The organism is Streptococcus sp. A34 (assembly GCF_043674115.1).
GTDB lineage: Bacteria > Bacillota > Bacilli > Lactobacillales > Streptococcaceae > Streptococcus > Streptococcus suis_V.
In genome coordinates, this window is the sequence record NZ_JBIMJM010000001.1 from 75363 (window position 1) to 97765 (window position 22403).

Below are 22403 nucleotides of genomic sequence, written 5' to 3' on the forward strand. Positions count from 1 at the left end.
ACATAAGTGTATCTGATAATGTATAATAAGATAGGAGAGACCAGAAGGGAGGCAGCATGGGCACTTCATTGCTGACCAAAAAGCGCATCGCAAAGGCATTTAAAAAGCAGTTGATTGAAAAGGGATTTGAGAAGGTGTCTGTGGTAGAGGTTATGCAGGAGGCTGCTATTCGTCGCCAGACCTTCTACAATCATTTCCTAGACAAGTATGAGCTCTTAGATTGGATTTTTAAGACGGAGCTGGAAGAGCAGATTACGGATAATTTGAATTATATTAGTGGATGGAAGTTGTTGGATGAGTTACTTTACTATTTCGACAGCAACCAGTCTTTTTATGCACGGATTTTTTCAGTCAATGAGCAGAATGACTTCAGGAGCTATTTATCTGACTATGTTAGGCTTTTGTTGGAAAAAATCATAGATGAGTGGTCTGTTAAGCAAGAGGTAGAAGTAGTAGGGTCGTTAAGGCTCTTCCTATTAGCCTACCATACCAAGGGTTTGGTGGGCTTTATTGAGGCGGGGGTGGTTGACCCCAATCACCAGCTACATACTTCCTATCGGAACCTAGTTTCCGTCTTGTTGCAATCACTTGAAGGAGGGAGAGGACAATGAGTCAATTGCCATTATTTTATCAGGAGGAAGACTTGCTACAATCCTATATAGATGGGCTCTTGCTGGCTCATCCTCATTTGGAGCAACTGGAGAATTATCCCATTATTGTGGATAAAAATCAGGCCGAGGACCGGGTGCCGATTTTGTCGGGTGGTGGTTCCGGGCATGAACCGGCCCATATTGGTTTTGTCGGCCAGGGTATGCTGACTGCCGCTGTCTATGGGAAAATCTTTATTCCGCCGACTCCAGAGCAGATTTTAAGAGCTATCCGCCATATCAATAGAGGCCGGGGTGTCTTTGTCATTGTCAAGAATTTCGAGGCTGATTTAGCAGACTTCGGCCAGGCCATTAAACAGGCGCGTCAGGAAGGAATCGATGTCCGCTATATTGTTTCCCACGATGATATTTCTGTCGAGCCCAAAAAGCAATTTCAGATGCGGCATCGGGGGCTGGCAGGCACTATTTTCTTGCATAAAATCTTAGGTGCTGCGGCTCAGGCTGGGGCCAGTTTGGCTGAACTGGAGGCCCTTGGCCTAGAATTGGCGACGGAGATTGCTACCATTGGCTTTGCGACCAGGTCTGCTCATTTTCCTGGGCATGACCAACCCCTCTTTCAGCTGGAAAAGGGCAAGATTTCCTATGGCATGGGGATTCACGGGGAGGAAGGTTACCGGACGGTCACTTTTGAATCGGCTGAGCAGTTGGCCAATGAAATCGTCAACAAATTAAATATAAAATTCCACTGGCGAGAGGGTGAAGATTATATCCTTTTGGTCAACAATTTGGGTACCGTTTCAGAGTTAGAATTGGGAATCTTCACGAATGCTATCTGCCAATTTCTAGATTTGCAGGGCCTGCAGCTTCCTTTTATCAAGCAGGGAAGATTGATGACCAGCTTAGACATGGCTGGGATTTCGGTGACCCTCTGTCGCTTGAAAGACCGTAAGTGGCTGGATTATCTGCTGGCGGATACGGATGCGGCTGCCTGGTAGAAAGGTGAATGCGGTCAGGACTTGCCATAGTCTTCCCCTCGAAAATTGGGCTGGATTGTGGTAAAATAATCCTAACAACATTCAAAGGAAATCAACATGTCAGATAAATTTCAACTCTTGCTCCAACAGATCAATATGCCTCTTGATGCTCGGCAATCAGAGGCTTTTTCATCTGGAAAGATTGAGAAGGTTGTCCTGCACAAGGTCAGCAAGCTCTGGGAATTTACCTTCCGCTTGCCTGCTCCCTTGACCCTCCTGGATTATCAGCTTTTCAAGGCAAGGCTAGCTACTGAGTTTGAAAAGATGGGCAATAGGGTCCGTTTTGCCATTGTGACGGATTTGGAAGCCTATGACGGTGACTTGCTGGTGGCCTACTATCCGGAGGCCTTTACGGAGGAGCTCTGCCAGAGTGCTGGTTTCAAGGCCCTCTTTCAGCCGCTGGAAGTCGTCTATCGGGATGGTGTTCTCTGGATCAAGGGACCTGAAACCATTGACACGGTTCATTTTCGCAAGAATCATCTGCCAAATCTAGTCGAGCAATACGCCCGTTTCGGCTTTGCAAATCTCAAGGTGGACATCGAAGTTTGTCAAACCATGACCGAGCAACAGGCTGCGGACTTCCAGAATCAGAATGAGCAAATTTACCAGCAGGCAAATGAGGAAAATCTGGCTGCTCTGGAACAACTAGCACAGATGGCGCCACCACCAGAGGCAGCTCAGCCATTTGTCCCAGAATATAAGAAGGCCAACCGACCTGTCAAGGTAGCCATCGATAAGGCGGAGATTACGCCTATGATTGAGGTCGACAGTGAGGAAAACCGCGTGGTCTTTGAGGGGCTGGTCTTTGAGGCGGAGCACAAGACAACCAAGACGGGACGGGTCATTATCAACTTCAAGATGACCGACTATACCTCTTCGTTTACCCTGCAAAAATGGGCTAAAAATGAGGAAGAGGCCCAGAAATTTAGTATGATAAAGAAGGGGCAATGGCTCCGGGTGCGGGGAAATGTGGAGACCAACAATTTCACCCGTGATCTGACCATGAATGTCCAGGAAATCCAAGAAGTCAAGAAGGAAATCCGCAAGGACCTGATGCCAGAAGGTGAGAAACGGGTCGAATTTCATGCCCATACCAACATGTCAACCATGGATGCCCTTCCTGCCGTTGAGGACTTGGTGGCACGGGCTGCAGCCTGGGGGCACAAGGCGGTTGCTATTACCGACCACGGCAATGTCCAGTCCTTCCCTCACGGTTACCACGCTGCCAGAAAAGCGGGTATCAAGCCGATTTTCGGGATGGAGGCCAATATCGTTGAGGACTCGGTGCCTATTGTCTACAATGAGACGGATTTGGTTTTGTCAGATGCGACTTATGTAGTCTTTGACGTGGAGACGACCGGACTTTCTGCGGTCAACAATGCTCTGATTCAGATTGCGGCATCTAAGATGTACAAGGGCAATATCATTGCAGAATTTGATGAATTTATTGATCCGGGGCACCCACTCAGCCAGTTCACGACCGAGTTGACGGGAATTACGGACCAGCATGTGCAGGGGTCCAAGCCCTTGGAGCAGGTCCTGCGGGAGTTTCAGGAATTCTGTCAGGACAGCGTTCTGGTTGCCCACAATGCCAGCTTTGACGTCGGCTTTATGGATGTCAACTATGAACGGGCGGGTCTGCCGACCATCACGCAGCCGGTCATTGATACGCTGGAATTTGCCCGCAATCTCTATCCAGATTTCAAACGGCACGGTTTGGGGCCGCTGACCAAGCGGTTTGGGGTTGCCTTGGAGCACCACCACATGGCCAATTACGATGCCGAGGCGACTGGTCGTCTACTCTTTATTTTCTTGAAAGATGCACTCGAAAAGCACGCTATTACCAATCTCAATCAGCTCAATCGTGACCTGATTGCTGAGGATTCCTACAAAAAAGCCCGCGTCAAGCATGCGACGGTCTATGTGATCAATCAGGTCGGGCTGAAAAATATCTTCAAGCTGGTTTCCCTGTCCAATACCCAGTATTTTGAGGGTGTTCCTCGGATTCCGCGGACGGTGCTGGATGCTCATCGAGAAGGCTTGATTTTGGGAACGGCCTGCCAAGAGGGTGAAGTCTTCGACGAACTCTTGTCCAAGGGCATTGACGATGCGGTTAAGAAGGCTACCTACTATGACTTTATCGAGGTCATGCCTCCAGCCCTCTACGCGCCCATGATTGCCAAGGAGCAATTCAAGAACATGGGCGAGATTGAGGAGACCATCAAGCAGTTGATTGAGGTCGGTCGCAGGGCTAATCTGCCTGTTCTTGCGACGGGTAATGTCCACTATATTGACCCCGAGGAAGAAATTTATCGTGAAATTATTGTGCGGGCCTTGGGCCAAAGTTCGCCGATTAACTGGACTATCGGCAATGGTGAGAATGCCCAGCCTGCTCCCCTGCCCAAGGCGCATTTCCGTACTACCAGTGAAATGCTGGATGAATTTGCCTTCCTAGGCGAGGCGCAGGCGCGTGAGATTGTCATCACTAATCCAAATGCCATGCTGGATCGTTTCGAGGATGTGGAAGTGGTCAAGACTGACCTCTACACGCCCTATATTGAAAAGGCAGAAGAGACAGTGGCGGAGTTGACCTACCAGAAGGCTTTCGAGATTTATGGCAATCCTCTGCCGGATATTATTGACCTGCGAATTGAGAAGGAATTGACGTCCATTCTGGGTAATGGATTCGCCGTGATTTACCTGGCATCGCAGATGTTGGTCCAACGGTCAAATGAGCGGGGCTACCTGGTTGGTTCACGGGGGTCTGTCGGGTCCAGCTTCGTTGCGACAATGATTGGGATTACCGAGGTCAACCCTATGCCTCCGCACTATGTCTGTCCTTCTTGTCAACACAGTGAATTTATCACAGACGGTTCCTACGGTTCGGGCTTCGATATGCCGGATAAGCCTTGTCCCCAGTGTGGCAACAAGTACAACAAGGACGGACAGGATATTCCCTTCGAGACCTTCCTTGGTTTTGATGGGGACAAGGTACCCGATATTGACTTGAACTTCTCTGGTGATGACCAGCCCTCTGCCCACTTGGATGTGCGAGATATTTTCGGCGCGGAAAATGCCTTTCGGGCAGGAACGGTAGGTACGGTTGCGGCCAAGACAGCCTACGGTTTTGTCCGTGGCTACGAGCGGGATTATGGTAAATTCTACCGTGATGTAGAGGTGGAGCGCTTAGCGGCAGGAGCGGCTGGTGTCAAACGGACGACAGGCCAGCATCCAGGGGGGATTATCGTGTTCCCTGATTACATGGATGTCTATGACTTTACGCCTGTTCAGTACCCGGCCGATGATGTGACCGCCAACTGGCAGACTACTCACTTCAACTTCCACGATATTGACGAGAACGTCCTCAAGCTCGATGTCTTGGGGCACGATGACCCGACCATGGTTCGTAAATTGCAGGACTTGTCTGGCATCGATCCGCAGACCATTCCTGCTGACGACAAGGGAGTCATGGCCCTCTTTTCTGGCACGGAAATTCTGGGAGTTACCCCAGAGCAGATTGGCACACCGACCGGTATGTTGGGGATTCCCGAGTTTGGGACCAACTTCGTTCGAGGCATGGTGGAGGAAACCAAGCCGACCACCTTCTCTGAATTACTCCAGCTGTCTGGACTGTCTCACGGTACGGACGTATGGTTGGGCAATGCCCAGGATTTGATCAAGGCGGGAATTGCCGACCTATCCACCGTCATCGGCTGTCGGGATGACATTATGGTCTATCTCATGCATGCTGGTTTGCCACCGAAAATGGCCTTTAACATCATGGAGCGGGTGCGGAAGGGCCTCTGGCTGAAAATTTCCGAGGAAGAGCGCAACGGCTACATCCAAGCCATGAAGGACAATAAGGTGCCGGACTGGTACATCGAATCCTGTGGAAAAATCAAGTACATGTTCCCCAAAGCCCATGCGGCGGCCTACGTTATGATGGCCCTGCGGGTAGCCTACTTCAAGGTTCATCATCCGCTTTATTACTATACGGCCTATTTCTCTATCCGTGCCAAGGCCTTTGATTTGGCGACCATGTCAGGTGGTTTGGACCGGGTCAAGGCCAAGATGGAAGAGATTGCCCTCAAGAAGAAGAATAACGAGGCCTCCAACGTCGAGCAAGATCTCTATACTACCCTAGAATTGGTCAATGAAATGCTGGAGCGTGGCTTCAAGTTTGGCAAGCTGGACCTCTACAAGTCCCATGCGACCGAGTTTTTAATTGAAGAGGATACCTTGATACCGCCTTTTGTAGCCATGGACGGTCTGGGTGAAAACGTAGCCAAGCAATTGGTTGCAGCCCGTGAAGAAGGGGAATTCCTTTCCAAAACAGAGCTCCGCAAACGGGGTGGCTTGTCCACAACGCTGGTTGAAAAAATGGACGAGATGGGTATCCTCGGTAAAATGCCAGAGGATAACCAACTCAGCCTCTTTGATGATTTGTTTTAAAAATAGTCAGGAAGAAAATGAAAAGAGTTTGTAGACAAAGTCTCTTTACAGACTTTCCTGAGATGATGTCGGACGGTAGTAAACTTTCTTGTTTCTAGGTTTACTCCTCAAACAGTCCCCCAGACTGTTTGAGCTACCTACGGAATGGTTAAGATAGAGTATTCCTGATTATCGCCTCCCAAATTTATTTGTTGCTAAGTCCCTCTAATCTTTGGATTGGAGGGCTTTGTTTTTTTTGTCAGAAAAATGAGAAAATATGATACAATAATCTAGTATTACATTTCAAAGGAGAATAAAATGGTACTACCAAATTTTAAAGAAAATCTTGCTAAATATGCTAAACTCTTGGTTTCAACAGGTATCAATGTCCAACCTGGACATACGGTACAGTTGACAATCGGTGTGGAACAGGCTGAATTGGCTCGTTTGATTGTTAAAGAGGCTTATGCGCATGGTGCGGCTGAAGTATTGGTCAACTGGTTGGACGATGTGATTGCTCGTGAGCGTTTGGTCAATGTCGATGTGGAACTCTTGGAACAAGTTCATCCACAACGCATCACAGAAATGAACTACCTCTTGGAGCGTAAGGCCAGCCGTTTGGTGGTCTTGTCTGATGACCCAGGTGCTTACGATGGCGTTGATCCAGAGAAATTGTCTCGCAACGCACGCGCACTTAGCCAGGCCTTGAACCCAATGCGGCAAGCATCTCAAGCTAACAAAATTAGCTGGACACTCGGTGCAGCCTCTGGTTTGGAATGGGCCAAAAAAGTCTTTCCGAATGCAGCGTCTGACGAAGAGGCAGTGGATCTTCTTTGGGACCAAATCTTCAAGACTTGCCGTATCTACGAGGAAGATCCAATCAAGGCTTGGGAAGAGCATGAAGCACGCTTGGTGGCTAAGGCTAAGGTCCTCAACGACGAGCAGTTTGTCAAATTGCACTACACGGCTCCTGGCACGGATTTGGTACTCGGTATGCCGAAAAACCACTTGTGGGAAGCGGCTGGTTCGGTCAATGCCCAAGGTGAACACTTTATTGCCAACATGCCAACAGAAGAGGTCTTCACAGCACCTGACTACCGTGTAGCAGACGGCTATGTAACGTCTACAAAACCACTCAGCTACAATGGTAACATCATCGAAGGCATCAAAGTAACCTTCAAAGATGGTGAAATCGTGGATGTAACGGCTGAAAAAGGTGACGAAGTCATGAAAAAATTGGTCTTTGACAATACCGGTGCACGTGGTCTTGGTGAAGTTGCGCTTGTGCCAGATAAGAGTCCAATTTCTCAATCAGGTGTGACTTTCTTCAACACTCTCTTCGATGAAAATGCCTCAAACCACTTGGCGATTGGTCAAGCCTATGCCTTCTCTATCGAAGGTGGTACAGAAATGAGCCAAGAAGAGTTGAAAGAAGCTGGTCTCAACCGTTCAGATGTTCACGTGGACTTCATGATTGGTTCTAACAAGATGAACATTGACGGTATCCGTGAAGATGGTACTCGTGTACCAATCTTCCGCGACGGTGAGTGGGCTATCTAATGATATGATATAAGACTGGGCAACCAGTCTTATTTTGTAAGAAATAGGAGGAATACAAGATGTTAGCAAGTATTATCGCAGGTGCTATTATTGGCTTGATTGCAGGTGCTCTTACTTCGTCAGACGACCGTCGTGGTTGTCTGGGGAATATTATCCTTGGACTTGCGGGTTCGTGGATTGGACAGTTGCTCTTTGGTGATTGGGGACCACAATTTGCTGGTATGGCCCTGGTACCGTCAGTCTTTGGGGCAGTATTGCTGGTGGCGATTTTTTCTAGTTCTAGACGGAATTAACTAAAATAATTCTATTATCCGATTTTTTCTGAAAAAGTCAGATAAATTTACTGGTATACCGATATTATTAAAAGTTGCTTTTCATAGCTTTCGTGTTATAATAGAAATAGAAAAAGGTAGTTGCGATAACAACCACCTGACGTAGAACCGTTAAAAAGACGGTGACTCGTTTATATTAGACTATAACTCGTCCAACAACTCGGTCAAAAGTGGGGACGGGTTATTTTTTGTCATTTTCTTTGAAGATTTTATAGCACAAGCTGATTAAAGCAATGGTAAAGCCACCAAAAGCTAGAATCGTTTGTACAACTTCAAAAGCTGTCAAAAGAATGCTCCTCCTTTCTGTTAGATTTTGATGAATTGCCCATAGGCATCACCTCACTTTCAGAAACTCAAGAGCCACCGTCTTCACTTTTCTACTAAATAATTATATCATAAAATGCAAATATGTATTATATTTCTGGTATGCTGAAAACATTCTGGATAGAAGATGTTATCAAGTATTATCGCAGGAGCCATTATTGGCTTGCTTGCAGGTGCTCTTACTTCGTCAGATGACCGTCGTGGCTGTCTTGGAAATATCATCCTTGGACTTGCAGGTTCATGGATTGGGCAACTGCTCTTTGGTGACTGGGGTCCACAGTTTGCTGGTATGGCTTTGGTACCGTCAGTCTTTGGAGCAGTATTGCTGGTGGCGATTTTTTCTAGTAGTCGAAAAAGCTAGATAGAAAGTAAACTATAGTTTCATGAAGGTTTGAAAAATGAATAAATGGCATTTTATGAAAGAAAAATGAAACTATTAGTTAAACCACCTCCCAAAAGATAGCAAAGTCGGTTATAATAGATGACATAGATATACAGAAAGGGAGGAATCCTATGTCAGATTTGCATCCATTTGGCCGTACTTTTAAAGAATTGAGAGAAAAGAGAGGGTTATCTCTAAAGGAAGCGGCTGGAAGTATTGTGAGTCCACAATTTCTCAGCCAATTTGAAAAAGAGGAGAAGGGAATCAGTGTTGAGAACTTCAGTCGTCTCCTGATTTCGATCGGTGTCACCTGGGAGGATTTTGCCTTTCGTTATCAAGGGGATAGTATCGATTATTATTTGCAAGTTTGGGCAGAAAATAGACGGCAACAAGTCAATAGCCTCGAATTTCGTCAAAAGTTTAATGAACAAATGGGAGACTATGTCAAGGATAATCCCGAACTCAAGCAATTAATGTTGGACTTGGTTGCATACATGTTTACAGACTATAGTAAGGGTAGCAATCTGGATAGGAAGAAGGAGATAGAAGAAAGGATGATTCATCATCTAAAAAAAATCACCTTCCTCAATGTCCTAGAACATGACTTGCATGTGCAAATTTTTCAACATTGTTCCTATGAACTCAATGAAAAAATGACACAGTTCTATCTGGACACCTATAAAACGACCAAGAGTTTTGATACAGCTATTCAGTCCCTATTGAATCTGGGGTTTATGATCGACTACTTTTCCGAAAAAGGCTACTATCTCAAGGCTGGAACTCTGGCTGAAGAAATTAAGAATTTCCCCCACCCTGCCAAGCATTTTTTGGTGAGGGAATTATGTCGCATCGAAATGCGGGCCGTTTACAATCTTCTACGGCAAAATGATAAGTCCGCCATCCCTCGTGCCCGAAACATCATTACCTATCTTGAAGCAGATACCAATCTCATACCCACCGAGGCTAATATGCGCCGGTTAATCGAATTTCGGGAAATCTTTAATAAACTCAATAAAACCGGAATTGATTTGACCGATTCAGTCGGTCATCGATATTAGTAAGGAGCAGCCGTGGCTGCTTTTTTCATTTTCAGAATGAGAACTAGATGAAACTATAGTTACCTGTATTGAAAAAATCAGAAGAAATTTCCGCTTTACAAGTTAAATTGAAACAATAGTTTGCTTGGCTATTTTTAAGAAAAAAATATTTGATAGACTATTGGGGAGATCCTGTCTCATTCGTGCATTGTTCCCCCTCCAGAGATAGTGGATGTCTATCCATCAAGCAAAAGAAAAAAGGCATTGAAAAGCAACTAAAAATATACAAAAAATCAAGCAAAACCGCTTGACAAAAGGCTTCGGGGGGGGGGGACAATAGTAGTGATACAATATAAAAGGAGCTTATATGAATAAGAAAGACTTGTTAAAGACAGTTACCCTTGCCTCAGCCGTTCTTGCAACAGGAGTGGTTAGTTTATCAGGTGCTGCAGTGAGTGCTAACACACTTGATTCAACATCACCAACGTCTAATTCAACAGAAACACCAACGACCAATCAAGTTACAGCCGAGCAAGTAGCTGCTGCAAAGACAGATGTGAACACTGCTGAGGAAGCAGTGAAAAATCAAGAATCAGTAGTGTCCAGTGCTTTATCTGATAAGCAGGCAGCACAAACAGTTGAAGCCGCAGCACAAGAAACACTTGTAGCTGCTCAAGCAACCGCAGAAACAGCAACACCAGAAGCTATTCAAGTAGTAGAAGCTGAAATTGTTGAAGCAGAAACTACCGTATCAGAAACTGAAGCCTTGCTTGAATCAACAAAACAAGAAGCATCAACAGCACAAACCCAAGCGAACCAAGCACAAGTAGTAGCTGACACCGCAAACACAGCTTATACCGAAGCTCAAGCACAAGCAGACGCAGCTCAAGAAACTGTTACACAATTGGAAAACCAAACCGTAAACGTTGAGCAAGCTCAAGCTAGTGTCGATACAGCAAAACAAGAAGTGGCTACAGCAGAAGCAAATGTTGCGACAGCTGAACAAGCCGTAGTTGAAGCGGAAGCAAAAGACCAAACCTTGACACAAGAAATTGCAGATGCAAAAACAGCCCTTGACACCGCTAAAGAAGCGGAAAGCAACGCTCAAACTACGGTTGTTGGTTTAGAAGCTCAAGTAGCTGACACAGCAAACAAAGTGACAGAAGCTCAAGAAGTTGTAGATTCTCTTCAGAACGAAGTATCTTACAATGTTGATATTAATCTACCACAAAACGTAAAAGATGCCGTTAAGAAATTCCTTTCCGAAACGCGAACACGGGAATCTGTTGCTGAGTTGAAACAGATTATTGAATCAGCACAAATTAGAGAAAATCTAGAACAACATTGGAAACTTAACATCACTGGTGGCGATGAGCTTGTAGATTTGGATAATTTGGCAACCAAACAAATCGAACAATTAAACCAGTTCGCAGTCGATGTTTATAACACCTTGGCAGAAACCATTGGATTGACGACCATTACAGCCAACACAAAAATGATTGAATTGGCGAAAGTCCGAAGCGAAATGTATGATGCGAAAGATGCGGAATTTGAACATGACCGTACAATCTTACGCGAAAGTGAAAAAGTAGTGTTCCCAAATACCACTGTTTCAGCAGGTGAAAACCTAGCATACAACGAATATAGAACAGCACCGACATTGCGTGAACTGATGGAAGGGCTCAACACTTCGATGGTCTACATGACACTAATTGACTCACGCAGCAACTACGGTCATTAGAGTAATTTCGACAAGGCTAAAAGCATCGGCTTATACATTCACGATGAAGAAACTATGGATTTGGGTGGGTATTCCGCTGACTATTATAAACCATGGACAGTTATTGCAATATATCACGACCAGTTCACACTTGATGGCCTATTCACAGACGCCGTTGAAGCTAATGAGTTAGTACACTCTGCAGATGTAACCTTCACAAGCGACACAAGCGCCCTAACCACCGCGAAAACACAATTGGCAATCGCTAATGTGGCACATAATCGCGCCAAAACTGATTTGGCTCAAGCTGTAACTGCTTTAAATGACGCGAAAGCCGATGTTGTATCAGCAACAAATGCTTACAACGATTTGTTGTCTACCGAAAGTGAAACAACAAAAGCTCAAGCGAACTTGGATGAAGCTAAAACCAAATTGTCAGAAGCTAAAGTGAAATATGACCAAGCTGTGGATGCCCTAGATGCTCTAACAGCCCAAAAAGCTGAACAAGCTCAAAAACTGGCTACTGCTAAAGCAGTTCTTAACCAGGCTCAAGCTAAGGCTGCTGACTTGTATTCAGACTATCTAGTCAAGCAAGCCCAAGCTGATAAGTTGAAAACAAAAGTAAACCAACTCAACCAAGATGTTCAAAACTTGGAAACGGACTTAGCAAACGCCAAACAAGAAGTGGTAGATGCCAAGGCAAAACTCTTAGGTTTACAAGAAGCTGAAGAAAACTTGGTCAAAGCACAAGAAGCCTATGACAAGGCTGTGAAAGCCAGAGAGGAAGCATGTGCAGTATATCAACAAGAATCTGCTAAGTTGACCGAATTACAGGATAACTACTCCCTTGCTGTCAAACACTACCTAAATCTCCTGAACCTTTACAATCTCCAAGAACAAGTGAAGGCTCCGACAGAGGGAACTGGTGATGACCAAGGAACAGTGAAAAACACAGGTACCCCAGCACCGATTGGTACAAATACACCATCAAATGTATCAACTATAAAGACAACTGGAATGGCGCCTACTTCTAAAGAGCAAACTCGATTCGTTGACGTAGAAAACGCGCCAGTTCAGGCAGCTAGCCTACCACAAACAGGAAGTAATGAAAGTATCTTGTCTAGTTTAGCTGGTTTCACGGTACTAGGTTTAGGGTTATCCTTCGCAATCAAGCGTCGGAAGTATACCGAAGAATAAAATGGCGGGTATCATACTCTTCGTCCCTACTAAACAATAGGTTTGGAAGAGTATGCTATCTTTGTATGAAAAGGAATATGACCCCGATGGTTTTAACTTGAAGGGTAAAGTAAAAAGGAGAAATTTATGAAAAAGATTTTACAATTAGTATTTTTGACAATCGTTGCAGTCGTTTTAACAGCTTGTGCCCCATCTGTAGATGGCACATATAAGGGTCAAGCTGACGGAGCAGAATATGTCCTTGTAGTGGATGGTAAAGATGTTTCAATGGACGTGACAGCTATGATTTTTAATATGGAACTAGAAGGGACTATCGATACCTCTAAGAAAACGATGGACTTGTCTGGTTCAATGATGGGACAAGAAATCAATGAAACAGCAACCTATACTCTTAAAGATGATACAATAACACTCGAAATTCAAGACAATACTATCACGCTAGAAAAAGAAAAATAAGTTTCTTGTATTAGGAGTGAAACAATGAAAAAGTATCTAACACTGGGGCTTGCACTGGCCAGTTTATTCTTGCTCAGTGGCTGCCAGTTAGAAATCGTTCAGCAACTGACGGGTGGTAACACAAGTTCATCAACTAGCAATTCAAGTACTGTCGAAACAAGCTCATCTACCACTTCTTCGACTAGTTTGGAAAGCAGTTCGTCAACCAGCTCAAAAGCGAGCACTAGTTCAACTTCTAGTTCCACGACTAGTAGTAGCCAACAAGAGACAGTGACGAGCTCAGCTGAAAGAGACTATGAGAGTCTGTATGCAGAAACGCTCACAAAAGTTGCTGAGGATCCAGAAGGGACAGTTACCCACTATGCCTTTTATGACATTGATGGCAATGGAACCAAGGAATTGTTTACAGGAGTGCAGGACAGTACTGGTGCTATGTACGGAGCAGCAGTTTACTATCTGAATCAATCTGTTTCTACCTATCTGGCTCACTCTGAAGTTGCGCCAGTAGGTGGCTATCGGGCTAGTTTTACTATCAATTCAGATAGAACTGTGACCCAGTATGAATGGACTTCCTTTAGAGGAGAAGGGATTAAAAAGACCTACCAACTAGCAGCAGATGATAGCGCAGCTATCTTGCTGGAAGAAAAAGAAATCATCATGGGAAGCGCAGAACAACAGGCTGAGGCAGACCCTAATCCACTGGATTTGTCGATATTAAATTGGCAGGTTTTAGGTTATTAATCAACAAAAAGCGTTGGATGGCTCTGTCTCATGTTGGTAAAAGAGTGCTAGCAAGAGAGTTGCCAGATTAACTTTTATGTATGAGAGAAAAAGGAGAGAAATTATGAATAAACAGGATTGGTTGGATTACTTTCGAGCGGTCAATGGTCGGGAACCATCACCGCAAGAGTTTATGGATGCAAAGAATAATGGCGAATTTATAGTCGAAGAAGCAAGCTCAGGAGCAGGTGATGGAGTGGCGAGCGCAACCTTCCAAAAGGCGAGTGACGCGATTGGAAAAGTCAAAAATGTCAAAATCCCCACCTCCATGGCAAATGTTCTTTCAGCCTTGGACAAGAAGTGGTTGTTCAGACAGTATGTGATTGCTGGGCTAGTAACGGCATGGCTGTTGAAGGATGGCATCCCACGGCCAGAGGATGGAGGTCTTTTCGCTGCCTTTATGTATTTACTATGTTTTGTACTGACACCATGGTCCAGATTTGTTTGGCTTTCAATCACTGACTTTTTCTTTGGTGGAACAGGCTTCATATATGTTTTGCCGATATACATTATGATTATTGTTCAGGTTGTACTTTATCTAATAACTTATGCGTTTTCATTTATCCTAGCCCCTATCGGTTTCCTCTACCTCCATTTGCGGATAAATGTCTTTAAAAAGTAGGGTGATGGTATGAAAAATTTTGTTCGTGTTGGAACCAGTCGTGGTTGTGTCAGTCTCGCTGATGCCATTATGTCCAATAAGGGAGATACCATCATCTTGTTGGAACCAGGTTTTTATGACCTGAGCAGCTTCTATACTTTCGGTAGTAATTTTGAATTTGTTGCCCAAGATGGTCAGTTGGGGTCAGTTGTTATCAAGGCTGGTTTTAAAACAAAACCTAATATTTCACTTGTCTTTAGAAACCTGGTTATTCAGGGAGACTTTCGAAATAATTTACTGAATGTCAAGGAAGGTGGCTCTATCACACTTGATCGCTGTCAGGTCTTTCGGACAGAATTAGAGCAGGACTATCCTGACTATCCAAATGGCTCCTACTATCCTATAATTCATAATACAGGTGGGCAATTGATTATCAAAGATTCTATGGTATGGGATGATTATTTTAAAGACCCCATAGTTTTGAAAGATGATGCCCGATTGGAATTGATGAATAGTCAGGTTAGTGCCTTTGAAGCATCCAATCGTTCTACTGTGGAAATGAGAGATGTCATCATTGACAATACTTTATCTATCAGACAACAGTCTATTATGAAATCCTTTGGTACTTTGACCTTGCGACAAAAGGATTCAAAATATGTTGGTCTTCATGCCACTGACCAAAGCCAATTAATGATTGAAAAGATAGCATCTGATGTTGAAGGATCTTTATCTGGGAAAATTTATAGTAGCCAGGTGGTGATTCAGGATTTAGCCTTGCAGCCCAGCCAACAGTTCACCATTCATCATACAACGGATGCTTACATTGAAGCGAGATTTCCACAGGTTACTTTCCAACTTCTCAAGCAGGCAGCATCCAGTAATCCCATGGATGAAATCAATCAATTGACTGGATTAGCCCAGGTGAAAGAAAAAGTTACTTCCTTTATGGCTGTCGCCCAGGTCAATAAAATCCGTGCCATGAAGGGCTTGCCGACTCAAAACATCAGTTTCCACTCTATGTTTTTGGGGAACCCTGGTACAGGGAAGACAACTGTTGCTCGGTTGCTTGGAAAGGCCATGTACCAAGCAGGCGTCATTGCGACAGACACCTTTATCGAGGTTGGTCGAGAAGACTTGGTTGGTGGGTATGTAGGTCAGACTGCAATCAAAACACGAGAAATCTTGGAAAAGGCGACGGGTGGTATTTTATTTGTTGATGAAGCCTATACCCTTTACAATGAGTCATCTAATGATTTCGGTAAGGAGGCTGTTGAAACCATCATGAAGTACATGGAAGATCATCGTGATGATATTATGATTATCTTTGCAGGTTATACACAACAGATGCGGAACTTTTTGAAAATCAACCCAGGTATTGCCTCGCGTATTTCACATGAATTTTTCTTTGAAGATTATAGTGTGGAAGAATTAGCTGACTTGGGTCTACAAAGTTTGGCTAAGGATCAGTATCACGTCGATGAAGAATTCTATCGAAAAGCCCTTTCCTATAAATATCAGCATGACACAGACAAGAGCAACGCCCGTTATGTTCGTGGTTTTAATGAACAGTTAACTATGAATAATGCCTTGCGTGTCATGATGGATATGAATGTGGATGTAACAGAAATTGCCAAGGCAGACATCGATAAGTTGCTAGGCTTTGATGTTGCTGACTTATAGAGAACCTGGACTTGCAGGTTCATGGATTGGACAACTGCTATTCGGTGACCGGGGGTCCACAGTTTGCTGGAATGGCCTTGGTACCGTCAGTCTTTGGAGCCGTATTGTTGGTGGCGATTTTTCGCAGTTCTAGACGGAATTAAAAAATAAAGCCGAGTTTTGAAAAAGAGCTTGGCTTTAATATATGAATTTGCATGAATTGCCGTATTGTTCGGATTTTTCAGAAAATTTCCATTTTTCTGTTGACAAGTGAAAATAAGTGAGGTATCATAGTAAACAATTAGAACACAGAGAGGAAAAGTCAAATGAACACTGTCACTACAAAATTCTTTGCTTTGTTGTTGCGACGGTCGGGCTAGTGCTGAAAGAATGCATTAGTCCTGTTTGGCTTACCAGGCGGGCGCTGTTGACAACATCTCGCGGGTAGTAATCCTCGAGGTGTTTTCTTTTCCTTAGCTTACTTAGAAAAACTAAGAAAGAGAACCCAATATTGAAGTTTGTATTGTTTAGAAAGGTGTTCTTATGCGTGTGATTGAATTTTTAGATACGACTTTACGGGATGGTGAACAGACGCCGGGTGTGAATTTTTCTATCAAGGAAAAAGTGACCATTGCCAAGCAGTTGGAGAAATGGGGGATTTCTGCCATTGAAGCGGGTTTCCCAGCGGCCAGTCCTGATTCATTTGAAGCGGTTCGTCAGATTGCGGCAACCATGACCAAGACGGCCGTCACAGGTTTGGCTCGGTCAGTCAAGTCAGACATTGATGCTTGTTATGAGGCTCTGAAAGATGCCAAGTATCCGCAGATTCATGTTTTCATTGCGACCAGCCCCATTCACCGTGAATTTAAACTTCAAAAGACCAAAGAAGAAATTTTGGCGCAAATCACTGAACATGTCAGCTATGCCCGTGAGCGTTTTGAGGTGGTCGAGTTTTCACCAGAGGATGCGACGCGGACGGAGTTGGATTACTTGCTTGAGGTGGTGCAAACAGCGGTAGATGCGGGTGCGACCTACATCAATATTCCAGACACAGTTGGTTTTACGACACCTCAGCACTACGGAGAAATTTTCCGTTATCTGACAACTAATGTCAAATCGGACCGTGAGATTATTTTCAGTCCCCATTGCCACAATGACCTAGGTATGGCTGTTGCCAATACCCTTTCAGCCATAAAAAATGGAGCTGGTCGGGTCGAAGGTACTATCAATGGTATCGGTGAGCGAGCAGGAAATGCGGCTCTGGAAGAGGTGGCTGTAGCCCTTGAAATTCGGAAAGATTTCTATGATGTGACTAGTCCCATTGTCCTTAAGGAAACGCTCAATACTTCGGAATTAGTCTCTCGCTTTTCTGGTATTGCTATTCCACGCAATAAGGCGGTGGTTGGTGGCAACGCCTTCTCACATGAATCTGGTATCCATCAGGATGGTGTCTTGAAAAATCCATTGACCTATGAAATCATTACACCTGAGTTGGTAGGGGTCAAGAAAAATTCTCTGCCACTGGGTAAACTATCTGGTCGCCATGCCTTTGTAGAAAAGCTGAAAGAACTAGACCTGTATTTTGAAGAGAGTGATGTTGCGGGCCTCTTTGCTCGTTTCAAAAACCTTGCAGACAAGAAGGAAAAAATTACGGATGCTGATATTCGTGCCTTGGTAGCAGGGACAGAAATCAGCAATAGAGATGGTTTCCAATTTAAAGATTTACGTTTGGATAGTCAGTCTGACGGCAGCATTCAGGCTCAGGTCATCTTTATCAATCAGGATGAGGAAGAAGTGGTTGTTGCAGAGTCAGGCAAGGGTTCGGTTGAGGCTGTCTTTAATGCCATTGACCAATTCTTCCAGCAGGAAATCAGCTTAGAACGCTACCATATCGACGCTATTACTGATGGGATTGATGCCCAGGCGCGTGTGCTTGTCGCCGTAGAAAACAAGGCAACGGAAACGGTCTTTAATGCCTCTGGTATTGACTTTGACGTACTGAAGGCTTCGGCCATTGCCTATATCCATGCCAATGTCATGGTGCAAAAAGAAAATAGTGGCCAGATAGATAAGAAACTATCAGAGAAAGACTTGCCACACATCTAGGAGGAAATATGACGAAAAAAATTGTAGCCTTGGCTGGTGATGGTATCGGTCCTGAAATCATGGAGGCTGGCCTAGCAGTCCTTGAGGCTGTGGCTGGGCAAGTAGGATTTGATTATGAGATTGAGGAGAAAGCTTTTGGTGGCGCTGGGATTGATGTAGCAGGTCATCCTCTACCTGAGGATACCTTGCAAGCTTGCCGAAAGGCGGATGCGATTTTGTTGGCAGCAATCGGTAGCCCTCAGTATGACAATGCGGCTGTCCGTCCAGAACAAGGCCTTCTTCAATTTCGTAAGGAATTGGGTCTTTTTGCCAATATCCGTCCCGTTAAGATTTTTGATAGCCTGAAAGACTATTCTCCTCTGAAAGCGGAGCGCTTGGACGGTGTGGATTTGGTCATGGTACGGGAGTTGACAGGTGGGATTTATTTTGGGGAGCATATTCTGGAAACAGACCAAGCCAGCGATAGCAATACCTATCAGGCAGAAGAGATTGAACGGGTTGTCCGCTCTGCCTTTGACCTAGCCCAAAAAAGACGAAAAAAAGTCACCAGCATTGATAAGCAAAATGTACTGGCGACGTCAAAATTATGGCGTAAGGTGGCGGATGAGGTAGCGAAGGACTACCCAGATGTGGTCTTGGAGCACCAGTTGGTGGATAGTGCGGCCATGCTCTTGATTACTGATCCTAGTCGGTTTGATGTTTTGGTGACGGAAAATCTTTTCGGAGATATTTTGTCGGATGAGGCCAGTGTACTGACAGGAACGCTAGGTGTTCTGCCTTCTGCCAGTCATGCGGTGGCAGGTCCTAGTCTTTATGAACCTATCCACGGTTCGGCACCAGATATTGCAGGTCAGGGCATTGCCAATCCTGTCAGTATGATTCTATCTGTTGCCATGATGTTGGAAGAAAGTTTTGATTTGGTCCAAGCAGGTCAGACCATTCGCCAAGCCGTTGAAGCAGTCTTTGCACAAGGCGTTTTCACGAAAGACCTAGGTGGCACTGCCTCTACCAAAGAAATGACAGCGGCTATTATTGAACAGCTTGAAAGGAGGTCGCCATGAGTGGAAAATCCATTTTCGATAAACTCTGGGACCGCCATGTGATTACAGGGCAGGAAGGTCAGCCCCAGCTCCTTTATGTGGACCAACACTATATCCATGAGGTGACCAGTCCCCAGGCTTTTGATGGTTTGCGAGAGGCTGGACGTCAGGTCCGTCGGCCGGAATTGACCTTTGGTACATTTGACCATAATGTTCCAACGGTTAATATTTATGATATTCGTGATGTCATTTCCAAGGCACAGATGGATGCCTTAGCCCGAAATGTGGTGGAATTTGGTATTCCACATGCGCCACATGGATCTGCCAATCAAGGCATTGTCCATATGGTGGGTCCAGAGACTGGCTTGACCCAGCCTGGGAAATTCATCGTCTGTGGAGATAGCCATACGGCAACCCACGGAGCTTTCGGGGCCATTGCCTTTGGGATTGGGACAACAGAAGTAGAGCATGTCTTTGCGACTCAAACCCTGTGGCAGGTCAAACCCAAAAAGCTCTTAGTACGGTTTACAGGTAAGCCGAAAAAGGGGATATACTCCAAGGATTATGTCTTAGCATTGATTGCTAAGTATGGTGTGGCACTGGGGGTTGGTTATGTAGTCGAGTATGTGGGTGAGGCTATTGATGCTCTGACCATGGAAGAACGGATGACGATTTGTAACATGTCCATCGAGTTCGGATCCAAGATGGGGATTATGAACCCAGATCAAACTACTTTTGATTATCTAGCGGACAAGGAAAAACGCCCCAAAGACTTTGAGGAGGCGGTGGCTGATTGGAAAACCCTAGTATCTGATTCAGATGCAGTTTATGACAAGGTCATTGAGATGGATGTTTCGAATCTGGCACCGATGGTAACATGGGGAACCAATCCTTCCATGGGGGTATCCTTTGATGAGACCTTTCCTGAAGTTCGCGATATGAATGATGAACGAGCGTATAAGTACATGAACTTACAGCCTGGACAAAGTCCAAGGGACATCGAAATTGGCTATGTTTTCCTAGGTTCTTGTACCAATGCCCGTCTTTCTGACTTACAAGTGGCCGCCAAGATTGTCGAAGGCAAACGTGTGGCAGATCATGTGACTGCAATTGTGGTTCCGGGTTCGAGGCCGGTTAAGTCAGCTGCAGAAGCACTAGGCTTAGACAAAATTTTCTTGGAAGCTGGCTTTGAATGGCGGGATCCGGGTTGCTCCATGTGTTTGGGGATGAACCCAGACAAGGTGCCGACAGGTGTCCACTGTGCATCAACCAGTAACCGAAACTTTGAGGATCGACAGGGAGTTGGATCGAGAACCCACCTTTGCAGCCCAGCCATGGCAGCAGCGGCCGCTATTGCAGGACGCTTTGTAGATGTTCGTGAGATGGAGGTGGTCTGATGGAAAAGTTTACAATCTACACTGGGACGACCGTTCCACTCATGAATGACAACATTGATACCGACCAGATTTTGCCCAAGCAGTTTCTCAAGCTGATTGACAAGAAGGGGTTTGGCAAGTACCTCATGTATGAGTGGCGTTATTTGGATAACAAGTACACTGAGGACCCTGATTTTATCTTTAATACGGCCCCATATCGTCAGGCAACGATCTTGATTACAGGGGATAACTTTGGGGCAGGTTCCTCTAGGGAGCACGCCGCTTGGGCCCTTGCTGACTACGGCTTCAAGGTTATCATTGCAGGCTCCTTCGGGGATATTCATTATAACAATGACCTCAACAATGGTATCTTGCCAATCGTTCAGCCCCGTGAGGTTCGGGAGAAATTGGCTGCGCTGGCATCGACTGATGAGGTGACTGTCGATCTCTACCAGCAAAAAATTATCTCTCCAGTCGGAGAATTTGATTTTGAGATCGATGCAGATTGGAAACACAAATTACTCAATGGTCTAGATGATATTGGGATTACCCTTCAGTATCAGGAGTTGATTGAGGAGTATGAGGTAAATCGTCCAAGCTACTGGCAAGAATAGAGTCTTTCATTTTATCTTTTATTACTGCGACGAACGAGGAAACTCCGTTTCCCTATTTCCAACTTCAAATAATTTCATCATTATTTGAACTCGCTTTGCCGTACTTTACAAGCGTTACTTACTATCGTAAGTATGATTTCTAAACTTCAAAAGTCACTACTCTGACTGTTGAAACTGTCTGTAGCTCGTTGCTACGAACAATGTTCGTTTTATCTCCAACATCTAACTGTCTCCCAGACAGTTAGAGCTAGTACTAAAAGCAAACTGAAAGACTCCTACGAAATATGAAGAAAACAAGCAGGTCGCTCTGCTATGGAACAAAAGAAAAGAGGAAATGATTATGACGAAACAAATTCACTGGGATGGCGCACTTTCACAAGAAGGTTTTGACATTATCAAGGGTGAGGGAGGCGTGATTGTATGCCCGACGAAGGTTGGTTACATCATCATGACTGCCGACAAGGCTGGTTTGGAGCGGAAGTTTGATGCCAAAGAGCGCAAGCGGAATAAACCGGGCGTGGTCCTTTGTGGTAGCATGGAGGAGCTTCGTGAGTTGGCTCAGTTGACTCCTGAGATTGATGCTTTCTACCAAAAACATTGGGATGAGGACATTTTGTTGGGCTGTATCCTGCCGTGGAAACCAGAGGCTTATGCTAAGTTGCAAGCCTATGGCGATGGTCGTGAAGAGTTGATGACTGACGTGCGTGGGACTTCTTGCTTTGTTATCAAGTTTGGTGTAGCTGGCGAGCAGATTGCTAAGGAAATGTGGGAAAAAGAAGGTCGTATGGTCTACGCTTCATCTGCTAACCCATCAGGTAAGGGAAATCGTGGCAAGGTAGAAGGTATCGGTGAGCGTATCGCGTCTAAAGTAGACTTGATTATCGAGGCGGATGATTATGTAGCATCTATCCAGCCAGACAAGACCATTGAAACCCGCTATGAACAAGGGGTTATGGTGTCTATGGTAGACAAAGATGGTAAACTCATTCCAGAACAAGGTGCAGATAGCCGTTCTATCAGCCCATGCCCAGTTGTCATCCGTAAAGGTTTGGACATCGATAAAATCATGATGCACTTGTCTGATCATTTCAACTCTTGGGATTATAGACAAGGGGAATATTACTAAGAACCTATATTCACAGTTCA

Annotated in this window: 19 protein-coding genes and 1 pseudogene; 19 read left to right on the forward strand and 1 reads right to left on the reverse strand. The window is 45.0% G+C overall.

The window, feature by feature from the left end; translation table 11 throughout:
* Nucleotides 1–56 precede the first annotated feature (56 nt).
* The 5 genes from dhaS to ACHBGV_RS00420 all read left to right on the forward strand — a co-directional run bounded on the left by dhaS (nucleotide 57) and on the right by ACHBGV_RS00420 (nucleotide 7926).
* Nucleotides 57–611: a dihydroxyacetone kinase transcriptional activator DhaS gene (gene dhaS, locus ACHBGV_RS00400; protein ID WP_105122619.1), complete on the forward strand. Its 555-nt coding sequence runs from the start codon at nucleotides 57–59 to the stop codon at nucleotides 609–611.
* The gene (gene dhaQ, locus ACHBGV_RS00405; RefSeq protein WP_394735395.1) at nucleotides 608–1603 is read left to right on the forward strand and encodes a DhaKLM operon coactivator DhaQ; all 996 of its coding nucleotides are present in this window, start codon (nucleotides 608–610) and stop codon (nucleotides 1601–1603) included. Before dhaS ends, dhaQ begins: the two co-directional genes overlap by 4 nt.
* Before the next feature lie 96 nt (nucleotides 1604–1699).
* Nucleotides 1700–6094, forward strand: a complete 4395-nt coding sequence (locus ACHBGV_RS00410; RefSeq protein WP_394735396.1) for a PolC-type DNA polymerase III — start codon at nucleotides 1700–1702, stop codon at nucleotides 6092–6094.
* Between the two features lie 297 nt (nucleotides 6095–6391).
* Entirely contained in the window at nucleotides 6392–7633 is a 1242-nt protein-coding gene (locus ACHBGV_RS00415) for an aminopeptidase (protein WP_394735397.1), read from the forward strand.
* Between the two features lie 59 nt (nucleotides 7634–7692).
* Nucleotides 7693–7926, forward strand: coding sequence for a GlsB/YeaQ/YmgE family stress response membrane protein (locus tag ACHBGV_RS00420; RefSeq protein WP_024377350.1), 234 nt, complete (start codon nucleotides 7693–7695; stop codon nucleotides 7924–7926).
* Nucleotides 7927–8146: 220 nt separating this feature from the next.
* Here the strand turns inward: ACHBGV_RS00420 and ACHBGV_RS00425 are convergent, their stop codons facing one another.
* Nucleotides 8147–8287 carry a putative holin-like toxin gene (locus ACHBGV_RS00425; protein ID WP_105111299.1) on the reverse strand — a complete coding sequence of 47 codons (141 nt, stop codon included), beginning with the start codon at nucleotides 8285–8287 and terminating at the stop codon, nucleotides 8147–8149.
* A gap of 129 nt (nucleotides 8288–8416) precedes the next feature.
* Here ACHBGV_RS00425 and ACHBGV_RS00430 point away from each other — a divergent pair, with 129 nt between their 5' ends.
* The 14 genes and pseudogenes from ACHBGV_RS00430 (at nucleotide 8417) to ACHBGV_RS00495 (ending at nucleotide 22383) form a co-directional block, all read left to right on the forward strand.
* Nucleotides 8417–8650 (forward strand): GlsB/YeaQ/YmgE family stress response membrane protein, encoded by a 234-nt coding sequence (locus ACHBGV_RS00430; protein WP_105111298.1) that lies wholly within the window; start codon nucleotides 8417–8419, stop codon nucleotides 8648–8650.
* Nucleotides 8651–8802: 152 nt separating this feature from the next.
* Nucleotides 8803–9729: a helix-turn-helix domain-containing protein gene (locus ACHBGV_RS00435; RefSeq protein WP_394735398.1), complete on the forward strand. Its 927-nt coding sequence runs from the start codon at nucleotides 8803–8805 to the stop codon at nucleotides 9727–9729.
* A gap of 346 nt (nucleotides 9730–10075) precedes the next feature.
* Nucleotides 10076–11449: an SEC10/PgrA surface exclusion domain-containing protein gene (locus ACHBGV_RS00440; RefSeq protein ID WP_394735399.1), complete on the forward strand. Its 1374-nt coding sequence runs from the start codon at nucleotides 10076–10078 to the stop codon at nucleotides 11447–11449.
* A 54-nt stretch (nucleotides 11450–11503) separates the two neighbouring features.
* Complete coding sequence (locus ACHBGV_RS00445) at nucleotides 11504–12625, forward strand: LPXTG cell wall anchor domain-containing protein (RefSeq protein ID WP_394735400.1); 1122 nt, start codon at nucleotides 11504–11506, stop codon at nucleotides 12623–12625.
* Nucleotides 12626–12751: 126 nt separating this feature from the next.
* On the forward strand, nucleotides 12752–13081 hold the full coding sequence (locus tag ACHBGV_RS00450; RefSeq protein WP_105206516.1) for a hypothetical protein: 330 nt from the start codon (nucleotides 12752–12754) through the stop codon (nucleotides 13079–13081).
* Nucleotides 13082–13105: 24 nt separating this feature from the next.
* Nucleotides 13106–13822 (forward strand): hypothetical protein, encoded by a 717-nt coding sequence (locus ACHBGV_RS00455; protein ID WP_394735401.1) that lies wholly within the window; start codon nucleotides 13106–13108, stop codon nucleotides 13820–13822.
* 103 nt (nucleotides 13823–13925) lie between these two features.
* Nucleotides 13926–14483, forward strand: coding sequence for a hypothetical protein (locus ACHBGV_RS00460; protein ID WP_394735402.1), 558 nt, complete (start codon nucleotides 13926–13928; stop codon nucleotides 14481–14483).
* 9 nt (nucleotides 14484–14492) lie between these two features.
* Entirely contained in the window at nucleotides 14493–16142 is a 1650-nt protein-coding gene (locus ACHBGV_RS00465) for an AAA family ATPase (protein ID WP_394735403.1), read from the forward strand.
* A 7-nt stretch (nucleotides 16143–16149) separates the two neighbouring features.
* Nucleotides 16150–16285, forward strand: a pseudogene (locus tag ACHBGV_RS00470) (GlsB/YeaQ/YmgE family stress response membrane protein); the annotation flags it as partial.
* A 379-nt stretch (nucleotides 16286–16664) separates the two neighbouring features.
* Nucleotides 16665–18227, forward strand: coding sequence for a 2-isopropylmalate synthase (locus ACHBGV_RS00475; RefSeq protein WP_394735404.1), 1563 nt, complete (start codon nucleotides 16665–16667; stop codon nucleotides 18225–18227).
* A gap of 8 nt (nucleotides 18228–18235) precedes the next feature.
* The gene (gene leuB / locus ACHBGV_RS00480; RefSeq protein ID WP_394735405.1) at nucleotides 18236–19288 is read left to right on the forward strand and encodes a 3-isopropylmalate dehydrogenase; all 1053 of its coding nucleotides are present in this window, start codon (nucleotides 18236–18238) and stop codon (nucleotides 19286–19288) included.
* The gene (gene leuC / locus ACHBGV_RS00485) at nucleotides 19285–20664 is read left to right on the forward strand and encodes a 3-isopropylmalate dehydratase large subunit (protein WP_394735406.1); all 1380 of its coding nucleotides are present in this window, start codon (nucleotides 19285–19287) and stop codon (nucleotides 20662–20664) included. Before leuB ends, leuC begins: the two co-directional genes overlap by 4 nt.
* The gene (gene leuD, locus ACHBGV_RS00490; protein ID WP_394735407.1) at nucleotides 20664–21257 is read left to right on the forward strand and encodes a 3-isopropylmalate dehydratase small subunit; all 594 of its coding nucleotides are present in this window, start codon (nucleotides 20664–20666) and stop codon (nucleotides 21255–21257) included. The genes leuC and leuD overlap by 1 nt, the downstream gene beginning before the upstream one ends.
* 340 nt (nucleotides 21258–21597) lie before the next feature.
* Complete coding sequence (locus ACHBGV_RS00495; protein ID WP_014638675.1) at nucleotides 21598–22383, forward strand: L-threonylcarbamoyladenylate synthase; 786 nt, start codon at nucleotides 21598–21600, stop codon at nucleotides 22381–22383.
* Nucleotides 22384–22403: the final 20 nt, after the last annotated feature.

Bases quoted from the DNA above. Each gene is read 5' to 3' on its own strand.
- dhaS (WP_105122619.1), top strand. From the start codon at position 57: ATGGGCACTTCATTGCTGACCAAAAAGCGCATCGCAAAGGCATTTAAA.
- dhaQ (WP_394735395.1), top strand. From the start codon at position 608: ATGAGTCAATTGCCATTATTTTATCAGGAGGAAGACTTGCTACAATCC.
- ACHBGV_RS00410 (WP_394735396.1), top strand. From the start codon at position 1,700: ATGTCAGATAAATTTCAACTCTTGCTCCAACAGATCAATATGCCTCTT.
- ACHBGV_RS00415 (WP_394735397.1), top strand. From the start codon at position 6,392: ATGGTACTACCAAATTTTAAAGAAAATCTTGCTAAATATGCTAAACTC.
- ACHBGV_RS00420 (WP_024377350.1), top strand. From the start codon at position 7,693: ATGTTAGCAAGTATTATCGCAGGTGCTATTATTGGCTTGATTGCAGGT.
- ACHBGV_RS00430 (WP_105111298.1), top strand. From the start codon at position 8,417: ATGTTATCAAGTATTATCGCAGGAGCCATTATTGGCTTGCTTGCAGGT.
- ACHBGV_RS00435 (WP_394735398.1), top strand. From the start codon at position 8,803: ATGTCAGATTTGCATCCATTTGGCCGTACTTTTAAAGAATTGAGAGAA.
- ACHBGV_RS00440 (WP_394735399.1), top strand. From the start codon at position 10,076: ATGAATAAGAAAGACTTGTTAAAGACAGTTACCCTTGCCTCAGCCGTT.
- ACHBGV_RS00445 (WP_394735400.1), top strand. From the start codon at position 11,504: ATGGATTTGGGTGGGTATTCCGCTGACTATTATAAACCATGGACAGTT.
- ACHBGV_RS00450 (WP_105206516.1), top strand. From the start codon at position 12,752: ATGAAAAAGATTTTACAATTAGTATTTTTGACAATCGTTGCAGTCGTT.
- ACHBGV_RS00455 (WP_394735401.1), top strand. From the start codon at position 13,106: ATGAAAAAGTATCTAACACTGGGGCTTGCACTGGCCAGTTTATTCTTG.
- ACHBGV_RS00460 (WP_394735402.1), top strand. From the start codon at position 13,926: ATGAATAAACAGGATTGGTTGGATTACTTTCGAGCGGTCAATGGTCGG.
- ACHBGV_RS00465 (WP_394735403.1), top strand. From the start codon at position 14,493: ATGAAAAATTTTGTTCGTGTTGGAACCAGTCGTGGTTGTGTCAGTCTC.
- ACHBGV_RS00475 (WP_394735404.1), top strand. From the start codon at position 16,665: ATGCGTGTGATTGAATTTTTAGATACGACTTTACGGGATGGTGAACAG.
- leuB (WP_394735405.1), top strand. From the start codon at position 18,236: ATGACGAAAAAAATTGTAGCCTTGGCTGGTGATGGTATCGGTCCTGAA.
- leuC (WP_394735406.1), top strand. From the start codon at position 19,285: ATGAGTGGAAAATCCATTTTCGATAAACTCTGGGACCGCCATGTGATT.
- leuD (WP_394735407.1), top strand. From the start codon at position 20,664: ATGGAAAAGTTTACAATCTACACTGGGACGACCGTTCCACTCATGAAT.
- ACHBGV_RS00495 (WP_014638675.1), top strand. From the start codon at position 21,598: ATGACGAAACAAATTCACTGGGATGGCGCACTTTCACAAGAAGGTTTT.